This is a genomic window from Streptomyces sp. NRRL B-1140 (assembly GCF_001280065.1).
Lineage (GTDB): Bacteria > Actinomycetota > Actinomycetes > Streptomycetales > Streptomycetaceae > Streptomyces.
In genome coordinates, this window is sequence record NZ_LGEA01000001.1 from 204,454 (window position 1) to 229,650 (window position 25,197).

Here is a 25,197-nt window from a genome sequence, read left to right on the forward strand (position 1 = left end):
CCCTCTCGTCGACAGTTGCTACATTGCGCAACTGTACAACCCACGGGCGAGAGGCAAACGGACGCCGATGACGGTCACCAGCAATCGGACGACGGATCCGCCGCGGCACCGGAGCGGGGGCACCGGACGCGGCAGCCGGGGTGCGCCCCGGGACCGCGGGCGCCGGCGCGGACGCCGCCGCGGCGGAGGCATACGCACCGCCCTCCTGATCACCCTGGCGCTGCTCGTCCTGGCCGCGGGCGGTGCCGGCTGGCTCTATCTGAAGCTGGACGGCGACATCAGCACGTTCGACTCCGGCGGACTCTCCGACAACCGCCCGGACGCCGGTTCGTCGAAGGGCGAGAACGTCCTGGTCATCGGTTCCGACACCCGCACCGGCGGCAACAACGCGCTGGGCGGCGGCGAGAAGGACGACGTGGGCCGCTCCGACACCGCCTTCCTGCTGCACGTCTACGCCGACCACCGGCACGCGATCGCCGTCTCCATCCCCCGTGACACGCTGGTCACGATCCCGCCCTGCAAACGGCCCGACGGCACCTGGACCAGGGCCATGCCGAACACCATGTTCAACGCCGCCTACTCGGTCGGCCAAACCCCCGAAGGCAACCCGGCCTGCACCCAGAACACGGTCGAACAGCTCACCGGGCTGCGCGTCGACCACACCGTCGTCGTCGACTTCAAGGGCTTCGCGGAGCTGACGGAGGTGGTGGGCGGCGTGCGGGTGTGCCTGCCGAAGAACGTCTACGAGAACGACCTCGACCCGCATCTCACCGCCCCGGGCAGGCTGCTCTTCCCCAAGGGCGAGCAGACCGTGTCGGGACAGAAGGCGCTGGACTACGTCCGGATCCGGCACGGCATCGGCGACGGCTCCGACATCGGCCGGATCAAACGCCAGCAGGCGTTCGTGGCGAGCCTGCTGAAGGAGGTCAAGAGCAAGGGCCTCACCCCCACGAAGCTGTTGCCGCTGGCCGAGGCCGCCACGAAGTCACTCACCGTGGACCCCGGCCTGGGCTCCGCCGACAAACTGATCTCCTTCGCGATGTCCCTGAAGGACATCGACCTGCACAACACCAAGTTCGTCACCCTGCCCTGGCGTTACGAGGGATCGCGGGTGGCGATCGTCCAGCCGGACGCGGACGCCCTGTGGGCCGCGCTCCGGTCCGACCGCACGATCGACGGGAAGAACGCCGGCGGGAAGAAGGGCGACGGGAAGAAGGGCGCAACATCCGGCTCCGGAGCTTCTTCCGCCTCCCCCGCGCCGGTCTCCGGTGAGGGCGTCGACGTCACCGTCTACAACGGCACCGCCGTCCCCGGCCTGGCCGCCCGCGCCGCCGCCACCCTGACCGGGGACGGATTCACCGTGACGGGCACCGCGACGGCGGCCGAGCAAAACCACACGACCACGCTGGTCGAGTACGGACCGGGCCAGGAGGAGAAGGCCCGGACCGTGGCACGGGCCTTCCCCGGGGCGGAGCTCCGGTCCACGACCGGCAGCGGGATCAGCGTCGTCCTCGGGCAGCGTTACGCGGACGACCCGGAGGCGGGCGCCTCCGGGTCCCCGGCGCCGACGGCCGTGCCGTCCGAGATCGCCGACGGGGCCAGGTCCGCGGACGACAACCCCTGCTCGAACCTCACCTACGGCTGACGCCGCCGGTGCCGGGCGCGGGCCGCCGCCAGGGCCAGGGCGTACAGGCCGAGGACGACGGCCGGCAGCAGGTAGTACGCGGCGGGCAGCGGCGTCATGCCGAGGGCCGCCCCGAGAGGGCTCGGCGGCAGGAGCAGGCCGACGGCGGCGAGGCCGGCCGCCGCCAGGCCGACCGGGCCCGGCGGGCGGCCCGCCGCGTCGCGCCGGCCGGTACGCAGGAGCAGCATCACCGCGGCCTGGGTGAGCAGGTTCTCGGTGAACCAGGCGGAATGGAACACGGCCTCGTCGTCCACGGCGTCGGGGCCGTTCAGCGCCAGCGCGAGGACGGCGAAGGTGGCGAGGTCGGCGAGCGCGTTGAGCATGCCGAAACCGAGGGCGAACCGGAGGAAGGCGCGCGGCCTCAGCACCGCCGGGCCGCGCAGGGCCGCAGCGCCCGGACGGTCGTGGGCGAAGGCGAGCTGGGCCGCGTCGAAGCACAGGTTCTGCGCGAGCACCTGGGCGGGGAGCATCGGCAGGAAGGGCAGGAGCAGACCGGCACCGAGCATGGCGACGACGTTGCCCAGGTTCGAGGAGAGCGTGACGCGCAGGTACGAGGCGATGTTGCCGCTGGCGTGCCGGCCTGCCGTGATCGCGTGCCCGATCGACGTGAGGTCCTTGTCGGCGAGCACGACGTCGGCGCTCTCCCGTGCCACGTCGACGGCCGAGCGGGGTGCTATGCCGACGTCGGCGGCGCGCAGCGCGGCCACGTCGTTCACACCGTCACCGAGGAAGCCCACGGTGTGCCCGGCGGTGCGCAGCGCGGTGACGAGGCGGGCCTTGTCCTCGGGGGTGCAGCGGGCGACGACCGTCGCGTCGCCGGGGCCGTCGGGGACTTGCGCGGCGGTCCGCACCTCCCCCGGATCCAGGCCCAGGTCGCGGCAGGCCCGGGCCGCCGTGGCCGGGTGGTCGCCGGTGAGCACCTTCACGGTGACACCGCGGTCGGCCAGGGCGCGCAGCGCATCGGCGCCGGTGGGGGCGAGGGCGTCCCGGAAGGTGACCAGGCCACGGAAGGCCATACCGCGCGCATCGGCCGTGCGGGGCCCGGCGGGACGGTCGGCCGTGGCCACGGCCAGGACCCGCAGCCCGGCGTCCGCCTCCCGGGCCGCGAGGGCGAGCAGCCGCTCGTGTTCGCCGGGCGCTGTCGCACAGCGTTCCAGGACGGCTTCCGCGGCGCCCGTGAGGACGACGGTGTGCTGTCCGAGGCCGCCTCGCACCACCGCCGTCGAGGTGCGCCGGACGGGATCGAACGGCACGGCGTCCACCCCGTCGTACTCCTCGCCCGCCGGCCCGGCCGCCTCCAGCAGGGCCTCGTCGAGGGCGTCGGGGGAGGGCAGTTCGGCGAGCTGCAGGGTCCACCAGGCGCCGACGGCGGCCCAGCGCAGCACCTCGGGATCCTCCCGGCCGGCCGGGTCGAGGGCCCGTTCGACGACCGGGCGGTCCTGGGTGAGGGTGCCGGTCTTGTCGACGCACAGCACGTCGACCGCGCCCAGGTCGTGCAGCGCGGGCAGCCGTTTGACGATGACGGCGTGCGCTCGGGCGAGCAGGGCCGCGCCCCGGGCCAGACAGGTCGTGACGATCACCGGCAGCATCTCGGGTGTCAGCCCGACGGCGACCGCGACGGCGAACGGCAGTGTCTCCAGGCCGCGATCGCGCAGGGTGGCGTTGGCCATCAGCACCAGCGGCGGTGTCAGCAGCATGAACCGGATCAGCACCCAGGAGATGCCGTGCACGGACCGGTCGAAGGCACCGCCCTGCCGGGGTGCGTCCGGCACCCGGTGAGCGGCGGCGAACCGTGTCGCCGCCCCGGTCGCGGTGACGACGGCGGTGGCGCTGCCGGAGGCGATCGTGCTGCCCTGGAAGCACAGCCGGGACTCGCCGGGGGCGTCGACGTCGGCCGCCCGCTTCGCCACCGGCGCCGACTCCCCGGTCAGCGCCCCCTGTTGCACCATGAGCCCGCGGGCCCGCAGCAGCCGTACGTCCGCCGGGACCAGATCACCGGGACCGAGCCGGAGCACGTCGCCGGGGACCAGTTCGGCGACCGGCACCTCCCGGGGCTCCGGCTGCCCGGCGGGGTCGGCGCGGCGCAGCACCGTGGCGGTGCCCGCGACCAGTTCGCGCAGGGCGGCCAGGGACCGGTCGGCCCGGTGCTCCCCGCTCGCCCGCAGCACACAGCTGACCGCGACCAGGGCGAGGATCACCACGGCGGTGCCCCAGGAGGCGACGGCGGCGGACACCAGGCCGAGGCAGAGGAGTACGGCGGTGAAGGGGTCGCGCAGGGCGCGTGCGCACCGGCGGGGCCAGGAGGGGGTGCGGCGGTCCGGCAGGGTGTTCTCGCCGGACTCGGCCAGCCGGGAGGCGGCTTCCGTGTCGGTCAGCCCGCGGGGCCCCGACTCCAGCCGCCGCAGCACCTCCAGTGTGGTGCCCTCGGCGGGCTCAGAGGCCATGGAGGCGGCGGGGCGCCGGAGCAGCTCGGTCGGCGAGCCGGTCCACCAGGAGCCGCACGACCTCGACGACGTCGGGGTCGTCGACGTAGTACACCTGCCGACGGCCCTCACGGCGGGAGCGGACGAGCCCGGCCAGCTTCAGCTTGGTGAGGTGCTGGCTGACCGCGGGCAGCGCGCCGCCCACCCGCTCGGCGAGTCCGGTCACATCGCTCTCGCCCTGCGCCAGCGCCCAGACGATGTGCAGCCGGGCGGGCGAGGCGAGCAGAGCGAAGGACGCGGCCGCCTGCGCGAGCACGTCCTCGGAGGGGTCCTCGAAACCACCGCCGGCTGCCGCCACCGTCACCGCCCCTTCCGTCGCCTGCCCCGCCCTGTGCGCCGCCTCAGTCTAGGCGGGCCCGGAAGACCATCGCGGCGAGCGTTCCCCGAGGCCGTCGGGCCCGTCGCGAGGGGTCGGCCGAACCGCCCAGACGGTATGGAAAAGCCGAGGTGAGAGCCTCGACACCTCCCTTTGTTCGACCGGCCGGACAGATCATCACGATGCGGCAGCATCAACTCACGGCACGTCGCCGCTCACTTGACGACCAGTGGTCACACACGGTTGGCTCCGGGCCAGCGAGAGTCATCCGACCGGTGCGTCTTTGCGGTCCCGTCTGCGCTCTCACCCTGCTCTTGCTCGGCCGCACAGCGAGGTCCACCCCCCATGAACACTGCTTGCCCGCCCCACACCTCCGGCAGAGGCATCCGTGTCGCGGCCCTGCTGTCCGCCCTGTGTCTGCTGGTGTCGGGCTGCTCCGCCCTGGGCGTGGCCGACGAGGCGGAGGGCGGGAACGCCGCGGGCGGACCGGGCGGCGGGATGAAGGTCGCCCTGATCACTCACGGCGGCAAGGGTGACGCCTTCTGGGACCTGGTGCGCAGGGGCGCCGAGACGGCTGCCGCCAAGGACGGCGTCGACCTGACGTACGCGGGCGACGCCGACCCTGCCGCGCAGGCCGGGCTGGTGCGGGACGCGGTCCGCGACAAGGTCGACGGCATCGCGGTCACGCTGGCCAAGCCGGCGGCGATGCGGGGCCCGATCGCCCGGGCCAGGGCGGCCGGCATCCCCGTCGTCGGGCTCAACTCCGGCATCGACGCCTGGCGGCCGGCGGGCCTGCTGGAGTACTTCGGCCAGGACGAGTCCGTCGCGGGCCGGGCCGTCGGCGACAAGCTGGACGACGTCCGGGCCCGGCACGCCCTGTGCGTGGTGCACGAGCGGGGCAACGTCGCGCTCGAGGCGCGCTGCGCCGGAATGCGCAAGACGTTCCGCGGCGACACCGACAACCTGTACGTGGACGGCAGCGACATGGACGCGGTGACCGCCACGATCGCCGCCCGGTTGCGGCAGGACACGAGCATCGACGAGGTCGTCACCCTGGGCGCCCAGTACGGGCTCAGTGCCGTCGAGGCCGTGCGGCGGGCCGGCAGCCGGGCCAAGGTCGCCACCTTCGATCTCAACAGGGACCTGGTCGAGGCGGTGAAGAGCGGTGAGGTGCAATTCGCCGTGGACCAGCAGCCCTACCTCCAGGGCTACCTGGCGGTGGACGCCCTGTGGCTGTACCGGACCAACGGCAACGTCAGCGGCGGTGGAACGGCGCCGGTGCTCACCGGCCCCGCGTTCGTGACCAGGTCGAACGTGTCCGCTGTGGCACGGTTCGCGGCTGCCGGGACCCGGTGACCGGGCGCGTGTTGTGACGGTGTCGCCAAAGATTCGGTCAGGCCCGGCCCACATGCCCACTTGTACGGATAACATCCTGCGCATCCCATGTGCCGCACCCGGGACGGCACCACCGCCGCGCCCGTCCCCCACACCCCCCGACCTCTCCCCCTCCTCCCCGCTCCTCAGCTCCCGCTGATCGCCCTAGGACGACGATGCCTCGACGGACAGGTGCCCGGCGCCGCCTCGGTTCCATACGCCTCTCCCTGGTGTTCCTAACCCTCGTGCCCAGCGTCACCCTCGCCGCGATGTGGGGCGTGACGACGATCCAGATGTTCTCGGAGGGCCTCCGGCTGCGCGACCAGACGGAGCTCAGCCGGTCGACCGGCGCCATGGGCACCGACGCGACGCTCGCCCTGCAGCGGGAGCGCAGCCTGTCGGCCGCCTGGCTGTCCTCCGCGAAGGGCTCCCGGGCGGCCCTCGACGCCCAGCGCGAGGAGACCGACAAGGCGGTGGCCAAACTGGTCGGGCAGGCGGACGCGATCGAGAAGGCGCCCGCGCGCATATCCGACCGGCTGTACTCGGTGCTGGGCTCGGTGGGCAGCCTGGAGTACTACCGGGACCAGGTGGACCACCCGACCGACATCACCGCGCAGCAGGCGCTGGACCAGTACTCGTCGATCATCGACGACCAGATCCACGCCTTCCAGGAGCTGTCCCAGGTCGACGACGGCGACCTCACCTCGCAGGCCGGTCCGCTGGTCGGTCTGGAGCACGCGGCGGAGCTGGTCTCCCGGGAGGACGCGCAGCTGACCCTGGCCTGGCCGACCGGGCACCTGGACGACAAGACGTGGACGCAGTTCACGGAATTGGTGAACACGCGGCGCTGGCTGGTCCAGGACCAGGTCGTGCCGCAGCTGACCGGCGGCGCCAAGACACAGACCGAGCGGATCCTGGCGAGCCGGGACTGGCAGACGCTGCAGTCCGTCGAGGACCGGGTGCTGGCCTCGCGCAACACGAGCGGCAGCACCGACCGGATCGCCCTGCCGGACGCGCACAAGCAGTGGTCCGCCGCCATGGCGAGGCTGTCCGATCAGTACACGGCCCTCATCCAGCAGCAGACGGCGAGCCTGCTGCAGCGCAGCGCCGACAAGGCGGACGCCCTGCTGCTCAAGGCGGCCCTGCTGAGCGCCGGCGGGCTGCTCGCTCTACTGCTGTGCGTCGGCATGTCGTGGCGGATCACCCGCTCGCTGTCCCGGCGGCTGCGCGGTCTGCGCCGGGCCGCCGTCGACCTCGCCCAGGAGCGGCTGCCCGACGTAGTGGCCCGGCTGGAGCGGGGCGAGACGGTCGACCCGGAGTCGGCGACCACCCCCCTGGACTACGGTCACGACGAACTCGGCCAGGTGGCGCGGGCGTTCAACACCGCCCAGTGCACGGCCGTGCACACCGCCGTCGAACTGGCCGACACCCGGCGCGGCTTCCAGAAGATCATCCTGGGCATCGCGCGGCAGAGCCAGAACCTGGTCAACCTCCAGCTCAGCAAGCTCGACACGCTGGAGCGCGAGCACACCGACCCCGACATCCTCAAGGGCCTGTACGAACTGGACTCCACGGCCAGCCAGTTGCGCCGGTACGAGGAGAACCTGGTCATCGTCAGCGGCGAACGGCCCGGCCGCAGCTGGAGCGAGCCGGTGGCGCTGATGGACATCCTGCGCAGCGCGGTCGGGGAGGTCGCCGAGTACCAGCGGGTGGAGGTGCTCACCGAGGAGGAGGTGTGCGTCGCGCCGCCCGCGGTCGCCGACGTCATCCATCTGCTGGCCGAGCTCATCGACAACGCGACCGCGTACTCCCCCGCCCCGAGCTCCGTCACGGTGCGGGCCCAGATGGTGGCCAAGGGCCTGGCCGTCGAGATCGAGGACCGGGGCCTCGGCATGTCGGAGGAGGACTACGCGTCCTTCAACGAACAGCTGGCGGTGCCCCCGCAGTTCGACGTGGTGGCGCTCGCCGACGACCTGCGCCTGGGCATGTTCGTGATCGGCCGGCTGGCGCGCCGGCACGGCATCGCCGTCACCCTGCGCGCGTCGCCCTACGGCGGGACCACGGCGATCGTGCTGATCCCGCACGAGATCGTGGTGCGCGAGCCGGCGGACGGCGCGGCGCCGCAGCAGCGCGCCGCCGCCGGAACCGGTCCGGACCAGCTCGCGGCCCCGGCCGGCCCGAGAGGAACGGGCGGCGGCGCGAAGGACGGCGACGCCCAGGAGGACGGGCCGGCGGCGCCGGCCGGGCCGCAGGCCGTGGACGGACGGGACGCGAGGGACGCCGGGCCGAGCGGGGCGCCGCAGCGCGCCGGGGCGCCGGGCGGAACCGGGGGCGCCGTAGGGTCCGTTCGCGCGCTCAGACCTCTCGTCACGGCCCGCACCGCCGCCACCGCCCCGTCCGCCGGCCGCGAGGTCGTCCCCCGCCGGGACGGTCTCGCCCCGCTGCCCCGCAGGGTGCCGCAGACCAGCCTGGTGGAGGAGCTGCGCGAGGAGACCCCACCGGCCGACGACGCGGGCTCCTTCGACGACTTCACCGCGGAGGCCGCCGCGTCCTCCCTGGCCGGCTTCCAGCGCGGCACGCTCCGGGCCCGTGACGACGACGCCGAGCCGCCCCACCCCGACGAGACGGCCCCGGTTCCCCGCCGGGCCGCCACCGATCCCGTCGCCCCGACTCCGCCCGCCGACCGCTGACGAAGGACACCGCAATGACACGCCCCATCCCCGCCACGCACACCCAGCTCGACCAGCTGCTGACCGGACTCGTGGAGCGGGTCGCCGACGTGAACCAGGCCGTGGTGCTCTCCGAGGACGGCCTGGTGGTCAGCAAGTCCACCGGATTCCTGCGCGACGACGCCGAGCGGCTCGCGGCGACCGCGTCCGGGCTGATGAGCCTCAGCAAGGGCGTCAGCATGGACTTCCGGGGCGGTCCGGTGCGCCAGGCGCTCATCGAGATGGCCAACAGCTATCTGATCCTGACCTCCGCCGGGCCCGGCGCGCATCTGGTCGTGCTGACCGGCCCGGGCGCGGACGTCGGGGTGGTGGCCTATCAGATGAACATGCTGGTGAAGAAGATCGGCGAGCACCTCAGCGCGGCACCCCGGGGCATGGCCGGCCCCGTCGCCGATCCCGGCGTGTGAGGTGGACGTAGGTGATCCGGCGGGCCGGCTGGTCAGGCCGTTCGCTCTGACGGGTGGCCGGACCCGGCCCAGCCGCGCCGACTTCACGCTCATCTCGACGGTCACGGCGGTCGATCCGCCACCCGACACGGCGGTCCGTTGCCAGCCCGAGCACACCCGGATCCTGCGGCTGTGCGCCGAGCCGGTTGCCGTGGCGGAGCTGGCCGCCCGGCTCGACCTGCCGGTGAGCGTGGTCGTCATCCTGCTGTGCGACCTGCTGGAGGCGGGCCGGATCACCGTCCGCCCGCCGCGCCTCGTCTCCCGAACCTCCCCGGACCTGGACCTGCTGCAGAAAGTGAGGGACGGCCTTGGCCGGCTCTGACCTTGCCCCTGACGCGTCTTCGGCACCCGACACGGTCAAGATCCTCATCGCCGGGGGCTTCGGCGTCGGCAAGACCACCATGGTCGGCTCCGTCAGCGAGATCGTCCCGCTGCGTACCGAGGAGCCTCTGACCATGGCCGGTCTGGGCATCGACGACCTGGACGGCATCGAGGAGAAGCGGGCCACCACGGTGGCCCTGGACTTCGGCCGGATCACCCTCAGCCGGAAACTGGTGCTGTACCTGTTCGGTACGCCGGGGCAACAGCGGTTCTGGTTCATGTGGAACGACCTGGCGCTCGGCGCGCTCGGGGCCGTGGTCCTGATCGACGTGCGCCGGCCCGAGTCCAGCTTCGCCGCGATCGACTTCTTCGAGCGCCGCGGCATTCCGTTCGTCGTAGGGGTCAACGGCTTCCACGGCGAACACCCGTATCCGCCCGAGGAGATCAGGGAGGCGCTGGCGGTGCCGGACCATGTCCGGGTGCTGCTGTGCGACGCCCGGGACCGGGAGTCGTGCCGGGACGTGCTGATCGCCCTGATCGACCAGTTGATCGCGTCGGCGGTGCAGGCGTAGGGGCCGCTAGGAGACCGGCCCGGGCGGGTGCGCTCGTCCGGGCCGGGCTCCCGTCAGGCCGTCAGGCCGTCAGTTCAGGCCCGCCGACTTCAGCCACGCCGTCGCCACGTCCAGCGGGTCCTTCTTCTCCAGCTGCACCTGCAGATCCAGTTCCCGCAGCGTCTTCGTGTCCAGCTTGGCGGAGACGGCGTCGAGCGCGTCGACGCCCTTCTGGGGCAGGCCGCTCTTGTTGACCAGCGGGGTGACGTTGGCGAACCCGAAGAGGTTTTCCGGGTCCTTCAGGACGACGAACTTCTCCTTCACGATGGTCGGGTCCGTGGTGAAGATGTCCGCGGCCTGGATGGTGTTCTTGGCCAGGGCCGCCTGGGTCAGCGGACCGCCCGCGTCGAGCGCCTTGAAGGACTTGAACTCCAGGCCGTACACGGACTTCAGGCCCTTCAGGCCCTGCTGCCGGGTCTGGAACTCGGGCGAACCGCCGATCACCAGGTCCGGGGCGGCGTCCTTGAGGTCCGCGAGGGTGGAGGAGGAGGTGAGCTTGTACTTCCGGGCCGTCTCGGCGTTGACGGTGACCGAGTCCTTGTCCTCGGCGGGCGAGGACTGAAGCAGCGTCAGTCTGTTGTCCAGCTTGGCCTTGACGGCCGCGTTCACCGCCTCGGGTGACTTCTGCCCGGCCTTGGGGTCCAGGTAGGCCAGCAGCGAGCCGTTGTACTCAGGCAGCACGGTGACGGTGCCGTTCTTCATCAGCCCGTACGACGTCTCACGGCTGCCGATGTTGTGCTTGTAGGTGACCTCGATGCCCTTGGCCTTGAGCGCCTCACCGTAGATGTCGGCGAGCAGGGTGCTCTCGGCGAAGTTGTTGGAGCCGACGACGACGGTGCCGGCCTTCGCCTTCTCGCCCTCGAGTGGGTTGTCGGAGGAGTCGCCGGACGAACAGCCCGCGAGGAGCGCCGCAGCGGCGGTGAGCGCGACGGCCGCCACGCTGGTGTGCCTCGTCCTGGACCTGCTGCTCTTCGCGGTGAAAGTCATTCACCGATCCAATCCAGCCGCTTTGTGATCAGTCAAGAGCGCCCTGGTCACGGTTTGTTACAGACCCGGCCGTCAACGCCGGCGCACCCCCGGTGACACGGCCGCCCGGCCCGCCGCCCAGAACAGCGCGAGCGTGACGAGGGCCAGGGCGGCGACCAGGGTGGCACCGCCGACGACCTTCTCGTAGTCGCGCTGGTAGAGCCCGTCGACGATGTACCGGCCGAGGCCGCCGAGGCTGACGTAGGCGGCGATGGTGGCCGTCGACACGATCTGGATGGCCGCCGAGCGCAGACCGCTCAGGATCAGCGGCAGCGCGACCGGCAGTTCGACCTGGAACAGGATCCGCGACTCGTGCATGCCCATGCCGCGGGCGGCGTCCACCGGGGACGGGTCGACGGTGCGCACCGCCTCGTAGGTGGTCACGAGGATCGGCGGCACGGCCAGGATGACCAGGGGGATCATCACGGGCAGCAGGCCGAAGCCCATCACGATGACGATCAGCACCAGCAGGCCGAAGCTGGGCAGGGCGCGGGCCGCGGTGGCGAGGAAGGCCAGGGCGTTGCCGCCCCGCCCGGTGTGCCCGGTCAGCAACCCGACGGGCAGGCCGATCGCGGCGGCGAGGGCCAGGGCGAGCAGGGAGTACTGGACGTGCTCCAGCAGGCGTTGCGGGATGCCGTCGTAGCCGTGCCAGTGGGCGCCGTCGCTGAAGAAGGCGTTGACGAAGTTCAGTACGTTCACCGGGTCACGTCCTGAGGGGCGGGCAGGGGCTGCCGCCCTGGGGTCTTCGGGCGCCTGCGCGTGCCGCTCGGCATCCACGGGGTCAGCGCGAGACGCAGCAGCACCAGCAGGGCGTCGCACGCGATGGCCAGGACGGCCGTGGTGATGACGGAGTTGACGGCCAGTTCGGGGCGGTCGTACTTCTGCGCGTCGGCGAGGAGGTTGCCGAGGGCGCCCTGGTTGCCGATGAGGGTGCCGACGCTGACCAGGGAGATGCTGGAGACGGTGGCGACCCGGAGCCCGGCGACGATGGCGGGCACGGCGATCGGCAACTGCACCTGCGCGTAACGGCGTACGGGTCCGAAGCCCATGGCGGTGGCCGCGGCCAGGGTCTCCTGGGGCACGGACCGCACCCCGTCGACGATGGCCGGGACGAGCACCACCAGGCTGTACACCGCCAGCGGGATCATCACGGTCAGCTCGGTCTGGCCGGTGTAGTCGATGAGGACGACGAAGAAGGCCAGCGACGGGACGGCGTAGAGGACGGTGGTGGCGCCGAGCACCGGCGGGTACAGCCAGCGGAAGCGGACGCAGAGCTGGGCGAGCGGCAGCGCGAGAAGAAGGCCGGCCAGGACGGGCAGCAGGGCCTCGCGCAGATGGAGGCCGATCAGGCCGGCGTAGCTGTGCTGGAGGTCGCTCGGGATGTCGAAGAAGCCGTTCACGACGCGACCTCGGCCACGTCGGCGTGGCCTGCGGCATGGGCGCTGCGGATCGCCTCGCCGATGGTCGCCTGCGCGACCACCCCGGTCACCCGCCCGGCGTCGTCCACGGCGACGGCCCAGCCGGCCGGGGAGAGGACGGCGCAGTCGAGGGCGGCGCGCAGGGAGTCGGTGCCGGGAACGAACGGCCGTCCGTGCGGGACGAGCCGGTCGGGCCTGATGTCACCGGCCGTCAGGTCGCCCCGCTCACCCCAGCCGAGGGGCTTGCCCTCGGCGTCGGTGACCAGCAGCCAGGGGGCGTCGGCGGCGGCGATCCGCTCGGCGGTGGCGTCGGCCGGGATCACCGGGCCGCTGGTCAGCGGGAGTCCGGCGGAGGGGAAGAACGACAGCCGCCGGATGCCGCGGTCGGCCCCGAGGAAGTCCTCGACGAAGGCGTCGGCGGGGCTGGACAGCAGCTCGGCGGGGGGCGCGTACTGGGCGAGGTGACCGCCCTCGCGCATCACGGCGACCATCGTGCCGAGTTTGATCGCCTCGTCGATGTCGTGGGTGACGAAGACGATGGTCTTGCCCAACTCGTCCTGGATGCGCAGCAGTTCGTCCTGAAGCCCCTTGCGCACCACCGGGTCGACCGCGGAGAACGGCTCGTCCATGAGCAGCACGGGCGGGTCGGCGGCGAGTGCCCGGGCCACGCCGACGCGCTGCTGCTGGCCGCCGGAGAGCTGGTACGGGTACCGCTGGGCGAGCGCTGTGTCGAGGCCCACCCGCTCCATCAGCTCCGCCGCCCGGGCCCGGGCCTTCCGCTTGCCCCAGCCGAGCAGACGGGGCACGGTCGCGATGTTGTCGATGATGGTGCGGTGCTGGAAGAGGCCGGCGTTCTGGATGACGTAGCCCATGGACCGGCGCAGGGTGGTGACGGGGCGGCGCTGGATGTCCTCGCCGTCGAGGAGGATCGTCCCCTCGCTCGGCTCGACCATCCTGTTGATCATCCGCAGGGTGGTCGTCTTGCCGCAGCCCGAGGGTCCGACGAGGACCGTGATCGAGCGGTCGGGTATCTCCAGGGAGAGCCGGTCGACAGCCACCGTGCCGTCCGGATAGCGCTTGGTGACTGATTCGATCCGTATCAAGGCGCCGGAGCCCTTCGGTTGGCGGAAGCGTTGGCCAGGGTCGTACGGGCTGTTTCCGGTCGAGTCTAGAGGGCGCCCCTCACCGGTCCGCAGGGCGTACGTCCCGCACGGGCAGGCGCACGGTGAACACCGTCGCCCCGGGCGCGCTGTCGAGCTCGATGCGGCCGCCGTGGACATGGACCAGGGACTGGGCGACCGCGAGACCGAGACCGCTGCCGCCGCGGTCGCGGCTGCGTGCCTTGTCGACGCGGTAGAAGCGGTCGAAGACCCGGGCCCGGTCCTCGGGCGGGATGCCCGGACCGGTGTCGGCGACCCGCACCTCGGCCGCTCCGGGCACGAGGGCGACCTCCACCGACACCTTCGTCCCGGCGGGGGTGTGCACGGCGGCGTTGGTCAGGAGGTTGTCGACGACCTGCCGGATGCGCAGCGGGTCCATCGGCAGCGTCACCGGGCCGACACCGGCCAGGACGGTCAGCGGATGGCCGGGGCGGGCCGCGCGGAAGGCGTCCGCGGCCCGCCTCACCAGTTCCGCCAGGTCGGCCTCCTGCACGCGCAGCGGTGTCTCCACCTCCGCCGCGTCCAGCCGGGCGAGCAGCAGCAGGTCGTCCAGGAGGACGCCCATGCGGGCGGCCTCGGCGCGCAGCCGGGCCAGGTGCCGGTCGCGTTCCTCGGGGGCGTTGGCGGCGGCGTACTGGAAGAGGTCGGCGTACCCGCGCACCGACATCAGCGGGGTGCGCAGTTCGTGCGAGGCGTCGGCGACGAAGCGGCGCAGCCGCTGCTCGGCCCCGGCGCGCACGGCGAGGGAGTCGTCGATGTGCTCCAGCATCGTGTTGAAGGCGGTGCGCAGTTCGTCCACCTCGGGGCCGCCGTCCCGGCCGTCGGCGCGCAGCGGGAGCCGGGCCGCCGACTCGGTCAGGTCGTGCGAGGCGATGCCGTGCGCGGTGGACGCCATGTCGCTGAGCGGTTTCAGACCGCGGCGCAGCATCCGGCGGCCGAAGACGACCAGCGCGAGCAGCGCGAGGGCGAAGGTGACGACCTGGATCGTGATCAGCTGCCCGACCGTGTCCTCGATGTCCTCCAGGGGGGCGGCGCTGACCAGGACCACCCCGGGCTTCACCTGGCAGGCGCGCAGCCGGTAGGAGCCCGCGCCCCTGAGGTGCTCGGTGCGCAGGATCTCCTGGTGGGCGGCGGTCTGGGCCCGGGCGAGGGAGGTGAAGTCGTCGACGTCCTCCGGCAGATCGGCGGGGTCCTCGGGCCTGCGCAGCTCGGGCGTGCCGTTCCGCACGTCGTACACGGCATAGAACCAGCTGTAGTACTTCTTGCCCGAGAGGGTGCCGTAGTCCGCGATGTTCTTGGACTGGGCCACCTGGGCCTGGCCGAGCTGGGTGTCGAGCTGGGCCGACAGATAGTCCCGCATGTACGTGGTCAGGGCCGTGCCGACGACGGCGAACACCACCAGGGCCAGGGCGCCGAGGCCGAGAGCCATCCGGGTGCCCAGCCGCATTCCGCGGTAGGTCCGCCGCAGCCGGGCGATCACTCGGCGGCCTGCCGCAGCACGTACCCGAAGCCGCGCACGGTGTGGATGAGCGGCGCGCCGCCCCCGTCGGTCTCATCGGTTTCGTGGGGCTCGTCGAGTTTGCGGCGCAGCCGGCTGACGACCAGCTCGACGACGTTGGAGCGGCCGCCGAAGCCGTACTCCCACACGTGGTCGAGGATCTGCGCCTTGGTCAGCACGGTGGGCGATTTGCGCATGAGGTAGCGCAGCACCTCGTACTCGGTCGGGGTCAGCGACAGCAGCCTCGCGCCGCGCCGGACCTCGCGGGTGTCCTCGTCCATCGTCAGGTCGCCGACCCGGAGCACGGACCGCTGGAAGGCGGGCCCGGCACTGCGCCGCAGCACGGTCCGCAGCCGGGCCATCAGCTCCTCCACGGCGAACGGCTTGACCAGGTAGTCGTCCCCGCCGCGGGTGAGGCCGGCGACCCGGTCGGCGACGCCGTCGCGGGCGGTGAGGAAGACCACCGGCACCATCGTGCCGGAGGCGCGCAGCCGGTCCAGGACGCCGAAGCCGTCCACGCCGGGCAGCATCAGGTCGAGCACCACGATGTCGGGGTGGAACTCGGCGGCCCGCCGCAGGGCGTCCTCGCCGGTGTACGCCGTGATCGCCTCCCAGCCCTCGTAGCGGGCGACGGTGGCGACGAGGTCGGCGATGGGCGGGTCGTCGTCGACGACGAGAAGTCGTACTTTCTCCACACGCTCATAGTGCGGCACGCCTCCCGCGCCACCCCAGCCGCCCGCCCTCCCGCCGCCGGATCGATAGACACTTGAAAGTCGGGCGACAGCTTCCCGACAGCTCCCGCGCGCCAAGCTCGGTGTACCAGGAGCCGATCAAGGAGCTGCCGATCGTGACGACCCTCCATCAACGTCCTCCGGCGCCCCGCCCGGGCGTGCGGCCCCGCGTGGTGGGCCGCACCGGCCTGTCCGCGGTGCTGATGGCGAACGCGGTCGTGGTGGCCGTGTTCTTCACGCAGGCCGGTTTCGCCTCGAACGCGCTGATCGTGCTGGGCCGGCTGGCCGGTCTGTACGCGGCGCTGCTCATGGCGTTCCAATTGCTGCTGGTGGCCCGGCTGCCGTGGTTCGACCGGCGGATCGGCATGGACCGGCTGACGTCCTGGCACCGCTGGACGGGCTTCACGGTGCTGTGGCTGCTGCTCGCGCACGCGGTGTTCATCGTCTTCGGCTACGCCGAGTCCTCGTCCCTGGACCCGGTGAACCAGCTGGTGGACCTCGCCGAGACGGTCGAGGGCGTGCTGCGGGCGGTCGTCGCGCTGGCGCTCCTCCTGGTGGTGGGGGCGGTCTCGGCCCGGTACGCCCGGCGCCGGCTGGCCTACGAGACCTGGCACTTCATCCATCTGTACACCTACGTGGCGGTGATGCTGGCGTTCACGCACCAGGTCGCGGCGGGGACGACGTTCGCCTCCTCGCCGGCCGCGACGGCGTACTGGTACGGCCTGTGGGGCGGGGCCCTCGCCGCGGTGTTCGCCGGCCGGCTGGTGCTGCCGCTGTGGCGCAACCTCCGCCACCGGCTGCGGGTGACGGCCGTCGTCCCGGAGAACGACCACGTCGTCTCGGTCTACGTCACGGGCCGTGACCTGGACCGGATGCCCGCCCGGGCGGGGCAGTTCTTCCTGTGGCGGTTCCTGACCAGGGACCGCTGGTGGCAGGCGAACCCGTTCTCCCTGTCGGCCGCACCCGACGGCCGTACGCTGCGCCTGACCGTGAAGCGGGCCGGTGCCGGCAGCGCGGCCCTGCGGCATCTGAGAGTCGGCACACGCGTGTTCGCCGAGGGCCCCTACGGCGCCTTCACCGCCCTGCACCGCACCCGCCCCGACGCCGTGCTCATCGCCGGTGGCGTCGGTGTCACGCCGATCCGGGCGCTGCTGGAGGAACTGCACGGTCACGCGGTCGTCGTCTACCGGGTGGCCACGGACCGGGACGCCGTCCTCTACGACGAACTGCGCGACCTCGCGCTCGCGCGGGGCGCCGAACTGCACCTGGTGACCGGCCCGCCCGTACCCGACCGGCTGGCCGCGCCGGAACTGGCCCGGCTGGTGCCGGACCTAGCCGAGCGGGACGTCTACCTGTGCGGCCCGCCGCCGATGATGAACGCGGTGCTCGGCAGCCTGCGCGAGCTGGGTGTGCCGACCCCGCAGATCCACTTCGAACGCTTCAGCCTGGCCGGATGACGAGGAGAGACTCGTGAAGCGCGCCCTGCCCGTCCTCGTCCTCAGTGCCGCGGGCCTGATCCCCCTCTGGCGCTACGCGCCCTCGCAGGACACCGGTGCGTCCTCCGCCCCCGCCGAGGCGGCGGCGCCGGCGTCCAGCCCCTCGGCGTCCTCCTCGGGCGGCACCACGACCACCGTCGTGCGGGGATCCCTCGTCGACACCGAGAAGGGCCCGGTGCGGGTCGAGGTGACCTTCGACGGCGACCGGATCGCCTCGGTGCGGATGCTCCGGCAGCCGGACCACCCCCAGACCACGGCCGCGGTTCCCCGGCTGATCGAGGAGACGCTTCAGGCGCAGAGCGCCGACATCGACACGGTGTCGGGCGCGACGATCACCAGCGACGGCTACAAGGAGTCGCTCCAGGCCGCCATCGACGCGAAGGACTGAGCGGATGCGGGGGTTGCGGCGCGTCGAGCACGTCATGGGGTTCCCGGTGTCGGTACGGATCGACGACGAGGACGTCCCCGAGGCGGCGGTGGACGGCCTGTTCGCCTGGCTGCGCGAGGTCGACGCGCGGTTCAGCCCGTTCCGCCCGGACAGCGAGGTGTCCCGGCTGGACCGGGGCGAGGTGCGCGAGCCCGGTCCGCAACTGCGCGAGATCCTGGACCTGTGCGAGGAGTACCGGCTCGCGACCGGGGGCGCCTTCGACGTACGTCTGCCCGGCCGCGGCCTGGACCCCTGCGCCGTGGTGAAGGGCTGGTCGGTGCAGCGGGGAGCGGAGCTGCTGTCGGCGGCGGGCGCGCGGCGTTTCTGCCTCAACGCCGGAGGCGACGTGATCGCCTCCGGCGGCCCCTGGCGGGTCGGCGTGCGCCACCCCGAACACGCCGACCGGCTCTGCACGGTCCTGGACGTCACGGACCGGGCCGTGGCGACCTCCGCCCGCTACGAGCGCGGTGATCACATCCTCGACGGGCGCACCGGCCGCCCCGCGACCGGCCTGCTCAGTCTGACCGTGGTGGCCCCGACCCTGACGGAGGCGGACGCGGTCGCGACGGCGGCCTTCGCACTCGGCGGGGAGGGCGTCGGGTGGGCCGCCGCCCGGGAGAACTGCGAGGTGTTCGCGGTGGACGCGGAGCGACGGGTGCTGCGCAGCGCGGGGTTTCCGGTCGTGGGAGGTGATGTGATGGGACGTCAACTGCCGGGCAGGTCCTCCAGGAAGCCCGCCGGCGGCACGAAGAACAGGCTGCCGGTCACGGCACGCGAGTAGTCCAGCAGCGGGTCGGGACCCGAGCCCGGGCCGCCGAGGAACATCTTGCGCAGCATCGTCTCCGGTATCCCGGGCGTCGCGGCGTACGCGACGAAGTACGTGCCGAACTCGCCGTGCCCGGGCCTGCCGAAGGGCATCGCCGAGCGGAGGATCCTCAGCTCCGCGCCTTCGGGGCCGAGGACGGTGTTGACGTCCTTGTGCGAACCGGGTGCGTCGAGTTCCAGATTGGTGAGCTTGGTGCGGCCGATCACCTTCTCCTGGGCCTCGACGGCGAGGGCGTCCCAGGCGTCCACGTCGTGCAGGTACTTCTGCACCAGGGCGTAGCTGCCGCCCCGGAAGCCGGGATCCTCGTCGCCGACCAGTGCCGCGTCCGCCGCGGCCTGCCCGACCGGGTTCTCGGTCCCGTCGACGAAGCCGAGCAGGTTGCGCGAGTCGAAGTAGGAGAAGGCCTGCGTCTCGTCCCGCACGGTGACCGCGCCGCGCAGCCGCCGCACCAGCTCGGCGGCCAGCGCGAAGCACAGGTCGGTGCGGGCGGCCCTGATGTGGAAGAACAGGTCCCCAGGAGTGGACGGCGCGTGGTGCCGGGGCCCGGCCAGTTCGCGGAACGGGTGCAGTTCTGCGGGCCGCGGACCGCCGAACAGCCGCCCCCACGCCCGGGATCCGACCCCGGCGACGCAGCCGAGGCCGCCGTCGGGGCTGGGGAAGCCCACGGAGCGCACCAGGCCCGCGAGCGAGCCCAGCACCTCCCGAACGGCGCCTTCCCCACCGGGTTCGATCGTCGCGACCAGGAACACCGCGACCGACGCCGGCGGGTTGAGCACCGGCTGCGGCAGCGTCTCGCCCGAGGGCAGCGGTGACGTCATGGCTTCCCATCCCTTCGCCCGGACGGCACGGCCCGCCCGCTCCCCCCTCGGGACGGCACGGCCCACGCCCCTGACACGATGCCCAGCGAGCGGGCGGCCGGAACTCCCGGTCTGTCACGAGCAGTTGAAGCATCCCCCTCCTGCGGCACCGGCACGTCCCCGCGGACCGGCCGGCACCGTGTCGCGGCAGGGAGCGGTGACGGCCCGTCCGCCCGCTGCGGGGCGTGCGCGCCGGGCGGCAGGGGGAGGGAACCGGCACCGGTGAAGGGCAGCGCCTCGCGCAGGCTGCCGACCCGTCGTACGTCACCCGGCGGCCCCGGCGAGCCGGCCCGGCCGACGCCCCGCGCGGCACCGGAGCTCCCTCGACTTCGTTCGTCACCCACTCGCACCCCATCGGCACCGGTTACTGTCGTAAGTCACCGAAGGCCGACGGGGGGTTGCCCATGGTGAAGGACGCTCGCACGCCGCCGGACTGCCCTGGGGGTCACGACGGCATGCCGGAGAGCGACGCCGGGCGCCACCTCCAGAACCAACTCGAGATCCTCATCCAGGACTTCCGCAGGAGCACCGAACCACCGATGCCGGTGTTCGTCGTCCACGCCCAGGAGGGCCGGGACGACGACGCGGTGGCCGGGCTGGTCCGGCAGCTGCACGCCGGCCAGGAGGCGCACGGCACGCGCTGCGCGGTGACGCAGGACACCTACGAGGGTGCCACTGAGGTGCGCCGGGCCGCCGCCCTGGTCCGGGCGTTGAGCGACCCGCGCAAGTGGGGCGGCCCGAAGGCGCTCTACCGGCGCTACGCGTTCCCCCGGCTGCGGCTGGTGCACGCCATCGACGACGCGGTCGCGGCGCTCGGCGACAGCTGGCCGTCGCCCGCCCCGGGCAGCCCCGAGGCCGGGCAGGACCAGCATCGGCGACTGCTGGACGAGCTGGCGCAGCAGCGCTGGCGGCCGAAGAACGCCGCGCGCTGGCGCTCGGGCCTGCCGCTGTTCGACATGGCGCACATCCTCCCGGCGAGCCTCGTGACCGTCCTCGCCGCCCTGCTGGCCCGCAGCGACTGGTACGTCGCGGTCGGCGCCGGGCTCGTCTTCCTGCTGCTGCTGACCGTCCTCAACTACGTCCTGCCGGGCCGGGCCCCGATCTTCCTCTGGCTGCGCCGGGAGAGCCGCTGGTTCATGACGACCACGTTCCTGAGGGCGGCGGACCAGGAGGAGTCCACCGAGGTGTCGCTGCTGCGGCCGGTTCGCTCCTGGAAGGCGATCGCGGCCCGCGCCTACGACGTGGCCGAGGCGCTCACGGCGGGCGGCGACTTCCACCTCCAGCTGTGCGTGCTGGCGCTGCGCGAGGACCTGCGGGACAACCACCGCCGCTGGAGCTGGGACCTGCGCGGCTTCAAACGGCCGCGTCCGCCGATGCTGTTCCTTCCGCACGCGGACGACCGCAACGGCGGTATCGAGCTGATCCGGGCCATCAGCGACGTCCGCAGCCGGCGCAGCGAGCTCGACCCGCTGCTCGTGGTGGCCGCGGTGCGCACGCACGACGTGCCGCGTCTGGAGCGCAGTGTCGTCCAGGCTCCGCCCGCCCCGGACGCGATGCCGCCGACGTTCGGCGTCCGGCTGCGCACCTGGTACCAGGAGTGGGGCCGCAACCTGCGCGCCGAGCAGTCACCCAGCCGGGAGCGGTCCGTCCTGCCGTGGGTGATGAAGATCCCGCTGCCGCACGACCAGCTGGGCCCCGTCGAGGAGGGCCGCCACCACCTGCGGGCCTCCTCCCGGCCTACGCTCGCCCGGCTGGTGTGGGCCCTGCACACCCTCGTCCTGGTCATCGCCCTGCTCACCGCGGCCACCGTCATGCGGGCCGACGCCCTGCACGACCGGTACTGCTCGGCGTCCGTGCTGACCGCCAACCGGGACACCCGGCGCGAGCAGGGGTCCGACGGCCGCACGGAGTGCATCGGCATCGCGACGGACGACGTCCGCTTCGCCGACTGGCTGCCCGCACCCCGGGCCGACGACGACATCAAGGCGCTCACGGCCGACGACGACCCGCCGTGGACGGTGGCCGACCTGGAGGACCGCATCGCCCGGCAGAACACGGACGTCGTCGCCCACCACACGGGCAAGTACGTCACCGTCGTCTACGCGGGGCCGCTCAGCGCCGACCCCGCGTCCGGCTCCTCCCTGGTGAAGGGTGCCGAGGAGCTGGCGGGCGTGTACCTGGCGCAGGCCGTCATCAACGAGAACTCCAGCGTGAAGCTGCGGGTACTGATCGCCAACGGCGGCGTCGACCTGGGCCACCAGGAGGAGATGGCGGAGGCGATCGCCGCGTACGCCGCCCACGACCCGACGGTGGTGGGGGTCGTCGGCACCGGCCGCGACCTGAAGTCGAGCCGTGCGACGACCCGCACCCTGATGCGGGCCGGCCTGCCGGTCGTCTCCGGCACGAACTCCGCGACGTATCTGCCCCGCGAGTTCGCCAACTGGTTCAGCCTGGCCGCCACGGACGAGTGGCAGACCAAGCAACTCGGTCTGATCGCCGCCCAGTTGCGCACGCCCGGCCGTCGGCAGTACGCCCTCGTCCTGGCCCGCGACACGGCGAGGACCGACGATCTCTACACCGACGAGCAGGCGCGCTACGGCCAGCGGATGCTGCGACGCCAGGGCTTCACCCTGCTCGAGCAGCGGCGCTACATCCTCAGCGGCGGCAAGCCGGAACTCCGCTCGCACGCCCAGGAGGTCTGCCGGGGCGGACGGGTCCCTTCCGTGATCTACTTCGCGGGACGGGTGGAGGACATCGACCCCCTGATGACCCAGCTGGGCACCGAACCGGGCTGCGCCGGCAAGCCCCTGGCGATCCTCACCGGCGACGACCTGTCCAAGGCCGACTTCGCCGGCGGCGGCCACTCCGTCGCGCCGGAGGTCACGCTGTACCACGCGGCCCTCGCGGAACTGCAGAAGGCCTCCACCACCACGGCCTTCTACCAGGACGCCGCCCAGCACCTGCCGGGGCTGCGGGGCCACCGCCTGCGGTCCGACAGCCCGGCCCTGGCCAGCGGCCAGACCGCCCTCGCCCACGACGCGACCCGCGCCCTGTTCTGGGCGGCCACCCGCGACGACCGGCCGCAGAGCCGCGCCTCGACCTGGGTGAACCTGCGCAACGTCAGGATCGAGGGCATGGCCACCGGCACCATCGACTTCACCGGCGCCCCGCTCTACGGCGACCGCACCGGCCACAGCATCGTCCTCAAGGAGGTCAGCCGCGTCGCCGACGGCACGTCCGAGACCCGGGTGCTGTGCAGACGCACCGCGGGGGACACCCGGCGCCTCACCCAGCAGGAGTGCCGAATCCGCTGAAGCCGGTCTCAGCCCTGCTCGGGGGCCAGCCGCAGCGCGATCGAGTTGATGCAGTACCGCTGGTCGGTGGGCGTGGGATACCCCTCGCCCTCGAAGACGTGCCCGAGGTGCGAGCCGCAGCGTGCGCAGCGCACCTCGGTGCGCACCATGCCGTGCGAGCGGTCCTCGATCAGCTCCACCGCGTCGGTGTCCTTCGGGTCGAAGAAGGACGGCCAGCCGCAGTGCGACTCGAACTTGGTGTCCGAGGTGAACAGGTCCGCTCCACAGGCGCGGCACGAGTAGACGCCCGGGGTCCTGGTATCGGTGTACTCGCCGGTGAAGGCGGGCTCGGTGGCCGCCTGGCGCAGCACCGCGTACTCGCCCGGGCTCAGCTCCACGCGCCACTGCTCGTCCGGCTTCTCCACGTCGTACGGCATGAGCCTCCAGCCCCTCAGTTCGACAGACGGTCCAGGATGTGCGGGCCGAGGTCGGTGACGTCGCCCGCTCCCATGGTGAGAACGAGATCCCCGGGCTTCGCCATTCCCGCGACGACCGACGGGACGTCGGCCTTGTCGTGCAGCGGTGTCACGTCCGCGCCCGCGGCCCGGGCCGCCTCGACGATCAGCTCGCTCGTGATGCCCGGGATCGGGTCCTCGCGCGCCGGGTAGATGTCCAGCACGACGGAGGCGTCCGCGAGGGCCAGGGAGCGCCCCATCTCCTTGCCGAGCTCCTGGGTCCTGGAGAAGAGGTGCGGCTGGAAGACCACCAGGATCCGGGCGTCCCCGGCCGCCGCGCGCATGGCCTCCAGGTCGGCGGTCATCTCGGTGGGGTGGTGGGCGTAGGAGTCGATGACCTGGACGCCCGCGGCCTCGCCTTTCAGCTGGAGCCGCCGCTTCACGCCCGTGTACGCGGCGATCGCCGGGGCCAGCTCGGCCGCCGGGATTCCGAGGGCCGCACCGGCCGCCAGCGCGGCGACGGCGTTGTGCGCGTAGTGCCGGCCGGGGACGGAGACCGTGAAGGTCAGCTCCTCGCCCTCCAGCACCACGGTGACCTCGCTCTTGAGCCCCTGCGGCACGACCGACAGGATGCGCACGCCGGCGTCCTCGGACTCGCCGTAGGTCACCACGCGGACACCCCGTCCGGCGACGCGGCGGGTCAGCTCCCGCGCGCCCTCGTGGTCGGCGGCGATCACCAGCGTGCCGCCCCCGGTGATCCGGTCCACGAACGTCTCGAACGACGCGTAGATCTCGTCCATCGACGCGTAGTTGGCGTGGTGGTCGAGTTCGACGTTGAGGACGATCGCGACCTCGGGCGCGTACTTGTGGAAGCTGCGGTCCGATTCGTCCGCCTCGGCGACGAAGATCTCGCCCTCGCCGTGCAGCGCGTTGGAGCCGGGGGCGTCCAGGTCCCCGCCGATCGCGTAGGAGGGCTTCAGGCCCAGCTCGCTCAGCGACACGGCCAGCATCGACGTCGTGGTCGTCTTGCCGTGCGTACCGGCGACGGCGATCGGCCGCAGCCCGTCCATCAGGGCGGCGAGCGCGTCGGAGCGGTGCACGACGGGGATGCCGAGCTCGGCGGCGCGGGCCAGCTCGGGGTTGTCCTGCCGGATCGCCGACGACACGACCACACAGCTGGCGTCGTCGGCGAGGTGCTCCGCGGCGTGCCCGATGTGCACGGTCGCGCCCAGCGCCCGCAGCGCCTCGGCCGTCGCCGACTCCTTGGCGTCACTGCCCGCGACCACGGCCCCGCGCTGGGCGAGGATCTTCGCGATCCCGGACATCCCGGCCCCACCGATCCCGATGAAGTGCGGTCGGTCCATGGCGGGAGGAAGGCCGGCTGCCATGCGTGTCTCCAAGTTCGGGTGACGAGGGTCAGGGGGCCAAGCCTATTGCGTGCGCGGGCCCGGCCTGCCCATCAGGGGCGCGGACGACCGCGCGAACGGCCACGAACGGCCCGCACCCGGCACACCCCGCGGTCCGCCCCTACGCCTTGCTGTGCGAGAACAGCTTCAGCACCGGGACCCCCACCTTGTGCCGGGCCCGCGACGCCCAGTCCCGGTGGAAGAACTCCTCCACGTAATGGGGATCGGTCAGCACGATGACCTCGTCCGCACCGGCCTCCTCCACGAGGGACTTCAGCGCGTCCAGCGGATGGTCCTCGATCAGCCGCCCCTGCGCCGGACTGCCCGAGGCGCGCAGCGCGGCGAGTGACACCTCCAGCGCCCGCTGCCCCACGCTGAGTGCCTCCTCACCCTCCGGGGTCTCCCCTTCGCGGACGGCCTCGTCCAGTTCGCCGAGCGCCACGTCGTCGATGGCCCGCAGCAGGCGGTCCGCCTGCTCGCCCCGCGGCTGCAGCAGCACCTCGAAGGAGACCTGCTCCTCACCGTGCAAGGTGGTGACGAACTCCACGTCGGCCGACGTCAGCGCCTTCTCGATCATCAATACGCTGGTGAACACCAGGCGCCCCTTCTGCTCCGGGGGCCCAAGGCCCCACTTCGCCGC

22 protein-coding genes are annotated in these 25,197 nt (G+C 72.7%); 10 read left to right on the plus strand and 12 right to left on the minus strand.

Annotated features, from left to right (window positions below):
* Positions 1-67: 67 nt before the first annotated feature.
* Positions 68-1,645 (plus strand): LCP family protein, encoded by a 1,578-nt coding sequence (locus tag ADK65_RS00910; protein WP_053667811.1) that lies wholly within the window; start codon positions 68-70, stop codon positions 1,643-1,645.
* On the opposite strand, the gene mgtA is transcribed toward ADK65_RS00910, so the two are convergent.
* Positions 1,636-4,128: a magnesium-translocating P-type ATPase gene (gene mgtA, locus ADK65_RS00915; RefSeq protein WP_053667812.1), complete on the minus strand. Its 2,493-nt coding sequence runs from the start codon at positions 4,126-4,128 to the stop codon at positions 1,636-1,638. The genes ADK65_RS00910 and mgtA overlap by 10 nt on opposite strands.
* Complete coding sequence (locus tag ADK65_RS00920; RefSeq protein WP_053668002.1) at positions 4,118-4,465, minus strand: ArsR/SmtB family transcription factor; 348 nt, start codon at positions 4,463-4,465, stop codon at positions 4,118-4,120. Before ADK65_RS00920 ends, mgtA begins: the two co-directional genes overlap by 11 nt.
* Positions 4,466-4,828: 363 nt before the next feature.
* Here ADK65_RS00920 and ADK65_RS00925 point away from each other — a divergent pair, with 363 nt between their 5' ends.
* The 5 genes from ADK65_RS00925 (at position 4,829) to ADK65_RS00945 (ending at position 9,925) form a co-directional block, all read left to right on the plus strand.
* Entirely contained in the window at positions 4,829-5,839 is a 1,011-nt protein-coding gene (locus ADK65_RS00925) for a substrate-binding domain-containing protein (protein WP_053667813.1), read from the plus strand.
* A 194-nt stretch (positions 5,840-6,033) separates the two neighbouring features.
* Positions 6,034-8,547 (plus strand): ATP-binding protein, encoded by a 2,514-nt coding sequence (locus ADK65_RS00930; protein WP_053667814.1) that lies wholly within the window; start codon positions 6,034-6,036, stop codon positions 8,545-8,547.
* A gap of 14 nt (positions 8,548-8,561) precedes the next feature.
* Entirely contained in the window at positions 8,562-8,993 is a 432-nt protein-coding gene (locus tag ADK65_RS00935) for a roadblock/LC7 domain-containing protein (RefSeq protein ID WP_003993789.1), read from the plus strand.
* 1 nt (position 8,994) lies between these two features.
* A complete protein-coding gene (locus ADK65_RS00940; RefSeq protein ID WP_053667815.1) occupies positions 8,995-9,354 on the plus strand; it encodes a DUF742 domain-containing protein in 360 nt (119 codons plus the stop codon).
* Complete coding sequence (locus ADK65_RS00945) at positions 9,341-9,925, plus strand: GTP-binding protein (protein WP_053667816.1); 585 nt, start codon at positions 9,341-9,343, stop codon at positions 9,923-9,925. The genes ADK65_RS00940 and ADK65_RS00945 overlap by 14 nt, the downstream gene beginning before the upstream one ends.
* Before the next feature lie 69 nt (positions 9,926-9,994).
* On the opposite strand, the gene ADK65_RS00950 is transcribed toward ADK65_RS00945, so the two are convergent.
* The 6 genes from ADK65_RS00950 to ADK65_RS00975 all read right to left on the minus strand — a co-directional run bounded on the left by ADK65_RS00950 (position 9,995) and on the right by ADK65_RS00975 (position 15,761).
* Positions 9,995-10,951, minus strand: coding sequence for an ABC transporter substrate-binding protein (locus tag ADK65_RS00950; protein ID WP_053667817.1), 957 nt, complete (start codon positions 10,949-10,951; stop codon positions 9,995-9,997).
* Positions 10,952-11,023: 72 nt separating this feature from the next.
* The gene (locus ADK65_RS00955; protein ID WP_053667818.1) at positions 11,024-11,689 is read right to left on the minus strand and encodes an ABC transporter permease; all 666 of its coding nucleotides are present in this window, start codon (positions 11,687-11,689) and stop codon (positions 11,024-11,026) included.
* The gene (locus ADK65_RS00960) at positions 11,686-12,390 is read right to left on the minus strand and encodes an ABC transporter permease (RefSeq protein WP_053667819.1); all 705 of its coding nucleotides are present in this window, start codon (positions 12,388-12,390) and stop codon (positions 11,686-11,688) included. Before ADK65_RS00960 ends, ADK65_RS00955 begins: the two co-directional genes overlap by 4 nt.
* Entirely contained in the window at positions 12,387-13,511 is a 1,125-nt protein-coding gene (locus ADK65_RS00965; RefSeq protein ID WP_053667820.1) for an ABC transporter ATP-binding protein, read from the minus strand. The genes ADK65_RS00960 and ADK65_RS00965 overlap by 4 nt, the downstream gene beginning before the upstream one ends.
* A gap of 79 nt (positions 13,512-13,590) precedes the next feature.
* Positions 13,591-15,048 (minus strand): sensor histidine kinase, encoded by a 1,458-nt coding sequence (locus ADK65_RS00970; protein ID WP_053667821.1) that lies wholly within the window; start codon positions 15,046-15,048, stop codon positions 13,591-13,593.
* Positions 15,045-15,761, minus strand: coding sequence for a response regulator transcription factor (locus tag ADK65_RS00975; RefSeq protein WP_053667822.1), 717 nt, complete (start codon positions 15,759-15,761; stop codon positions 15,045-15,047). Before ADK65_RS00975 ends, ADK65_RS00970 begins: the two co-directional genes overlap by 4 nt.
* A 206-nt stretch (positions 15,762-15,967) precedes the next feature.
* On the opposite strand from ADK65_RS00975, the gene ADK65_RS00980 reads away from it, so the two are divergent.
* The 3 genes from ADK65_RS00980 to ADK65_RS00990 are packed head-to-tail and all read left to right on the plus strand — an operon-like array spanning position 15,968 to position 18,501.
* Positions 15,968-17,254 (plus strand): ferric reductase-like transmembrane domain-containing protein, encoded by a 1,287-nt coding sequence (locus ADK65_RS00980; protein ID WP_053668003.1) that lies wholly within the window; start codon positions 15,968-15,970, stop codon positions 17,252-17,254.
* A 13-nt stretch (positions 17,255-17,267) separates the two neighbouring features.
* Complete coding sequence (locus tag ADK65_RS00985) at positions 17,268-17,681, plus strand: FMN-binding protein (protein WP_053667823.1); 414 nt, start codon at positions 17,268-17,270, stop codon at positions 17,679-17,681.
* Between the two features lie 13 nt (positions 17,682-17,694).
* Entirely contained in the window at positions 17,695-18,501 is an 807-nt protein-coding gene (locus tag ADK65_RS00990) for an FAD:protein FMN transferase (RefSeq protein ID WP_234352772.1), read from the plus strand.
* On the opposite strand, the gene ADK65_RS00995 is transcribed toward ADK65_RS00990, so the two are convergent.
* Positions 18,426-19,364, minus strand: coding sequence for a Dyp-type peroxidase (locus ADK65_RS00995; protein ID WP_053667824.1), 939 nt, complete (start codon positions 19,362-19,364; stop codon positions 18,426-18,428). The two genes, ADK65_RS00990 and ADK65_RS00995, sit on opposite strands and share 76 nt — an antisense overlap.
* Positions 19,365-19,807: 443 nt before the next feature.
* Between ADK65_RS00995 and ADK65_RS01000 the strand changes: the two genes are divergently transcribed.
* Positions 19,808-22,717, plus strand: a complete 2,910-nt coding sequence (locus ADK65_RS01000) for an ABC transporter substrate-binding protein (RefSeq protein ID WP_078955745.1) — start codon at positions 19,808-19,810, stop codon at positions 22,715-22,717.
* 8 nt (positions 22,718-22,725) lie between these two features.
* Here ADK65_RS01000 and msrB read toward each other — a convergent pair whose 3' ends face one another.
* The 3 genes from msrB to ADK65_RS01015 all read right to left on the minus strand — a co-directional run bounded on the left by msrB (position 22,726) and on the right by ADK65_RS01015 (position 25,152).
* Entirely contained in the window at positions 22,726-23,133 is a 408-nt protein-coding gene (gene msrB, locus ADK65_RS01005; protein WP_053667826.1) for a peptide-methionine (R)-S-oxide reductase MsrB, read from the minus strand.
* 14 nt (positions 23,134-23,147) lie between these two features.
* Positions 23,148-24,539 (minus strand): UDP-N-acetylmuramate--L-alanine ligase, encoded by a 1,392-nt coding sequence (gene murC / locus ADK65_RS01010; protein WP_053667827.1) that lies wholly within the window; start codon positions 24,537-24,539, stop codon positions 23,148-23,150.
* A 139-nt stretch (positions 24,540-24,678) separates the two neighbouring features.
* Complete coding sequence (locus ADK65_RS01015) at positions 24,679-25,152, minus strand: indole-3-glycerol phosphate synthase (RefSeq protein WP_199825545.1); 474 nt, start codon at positions 25,150-25,152, stop codon at positions 24,679-24,681.
* Between the last annotated feature and the right edge of the window lie 45 nt (positions 25,153-25,197).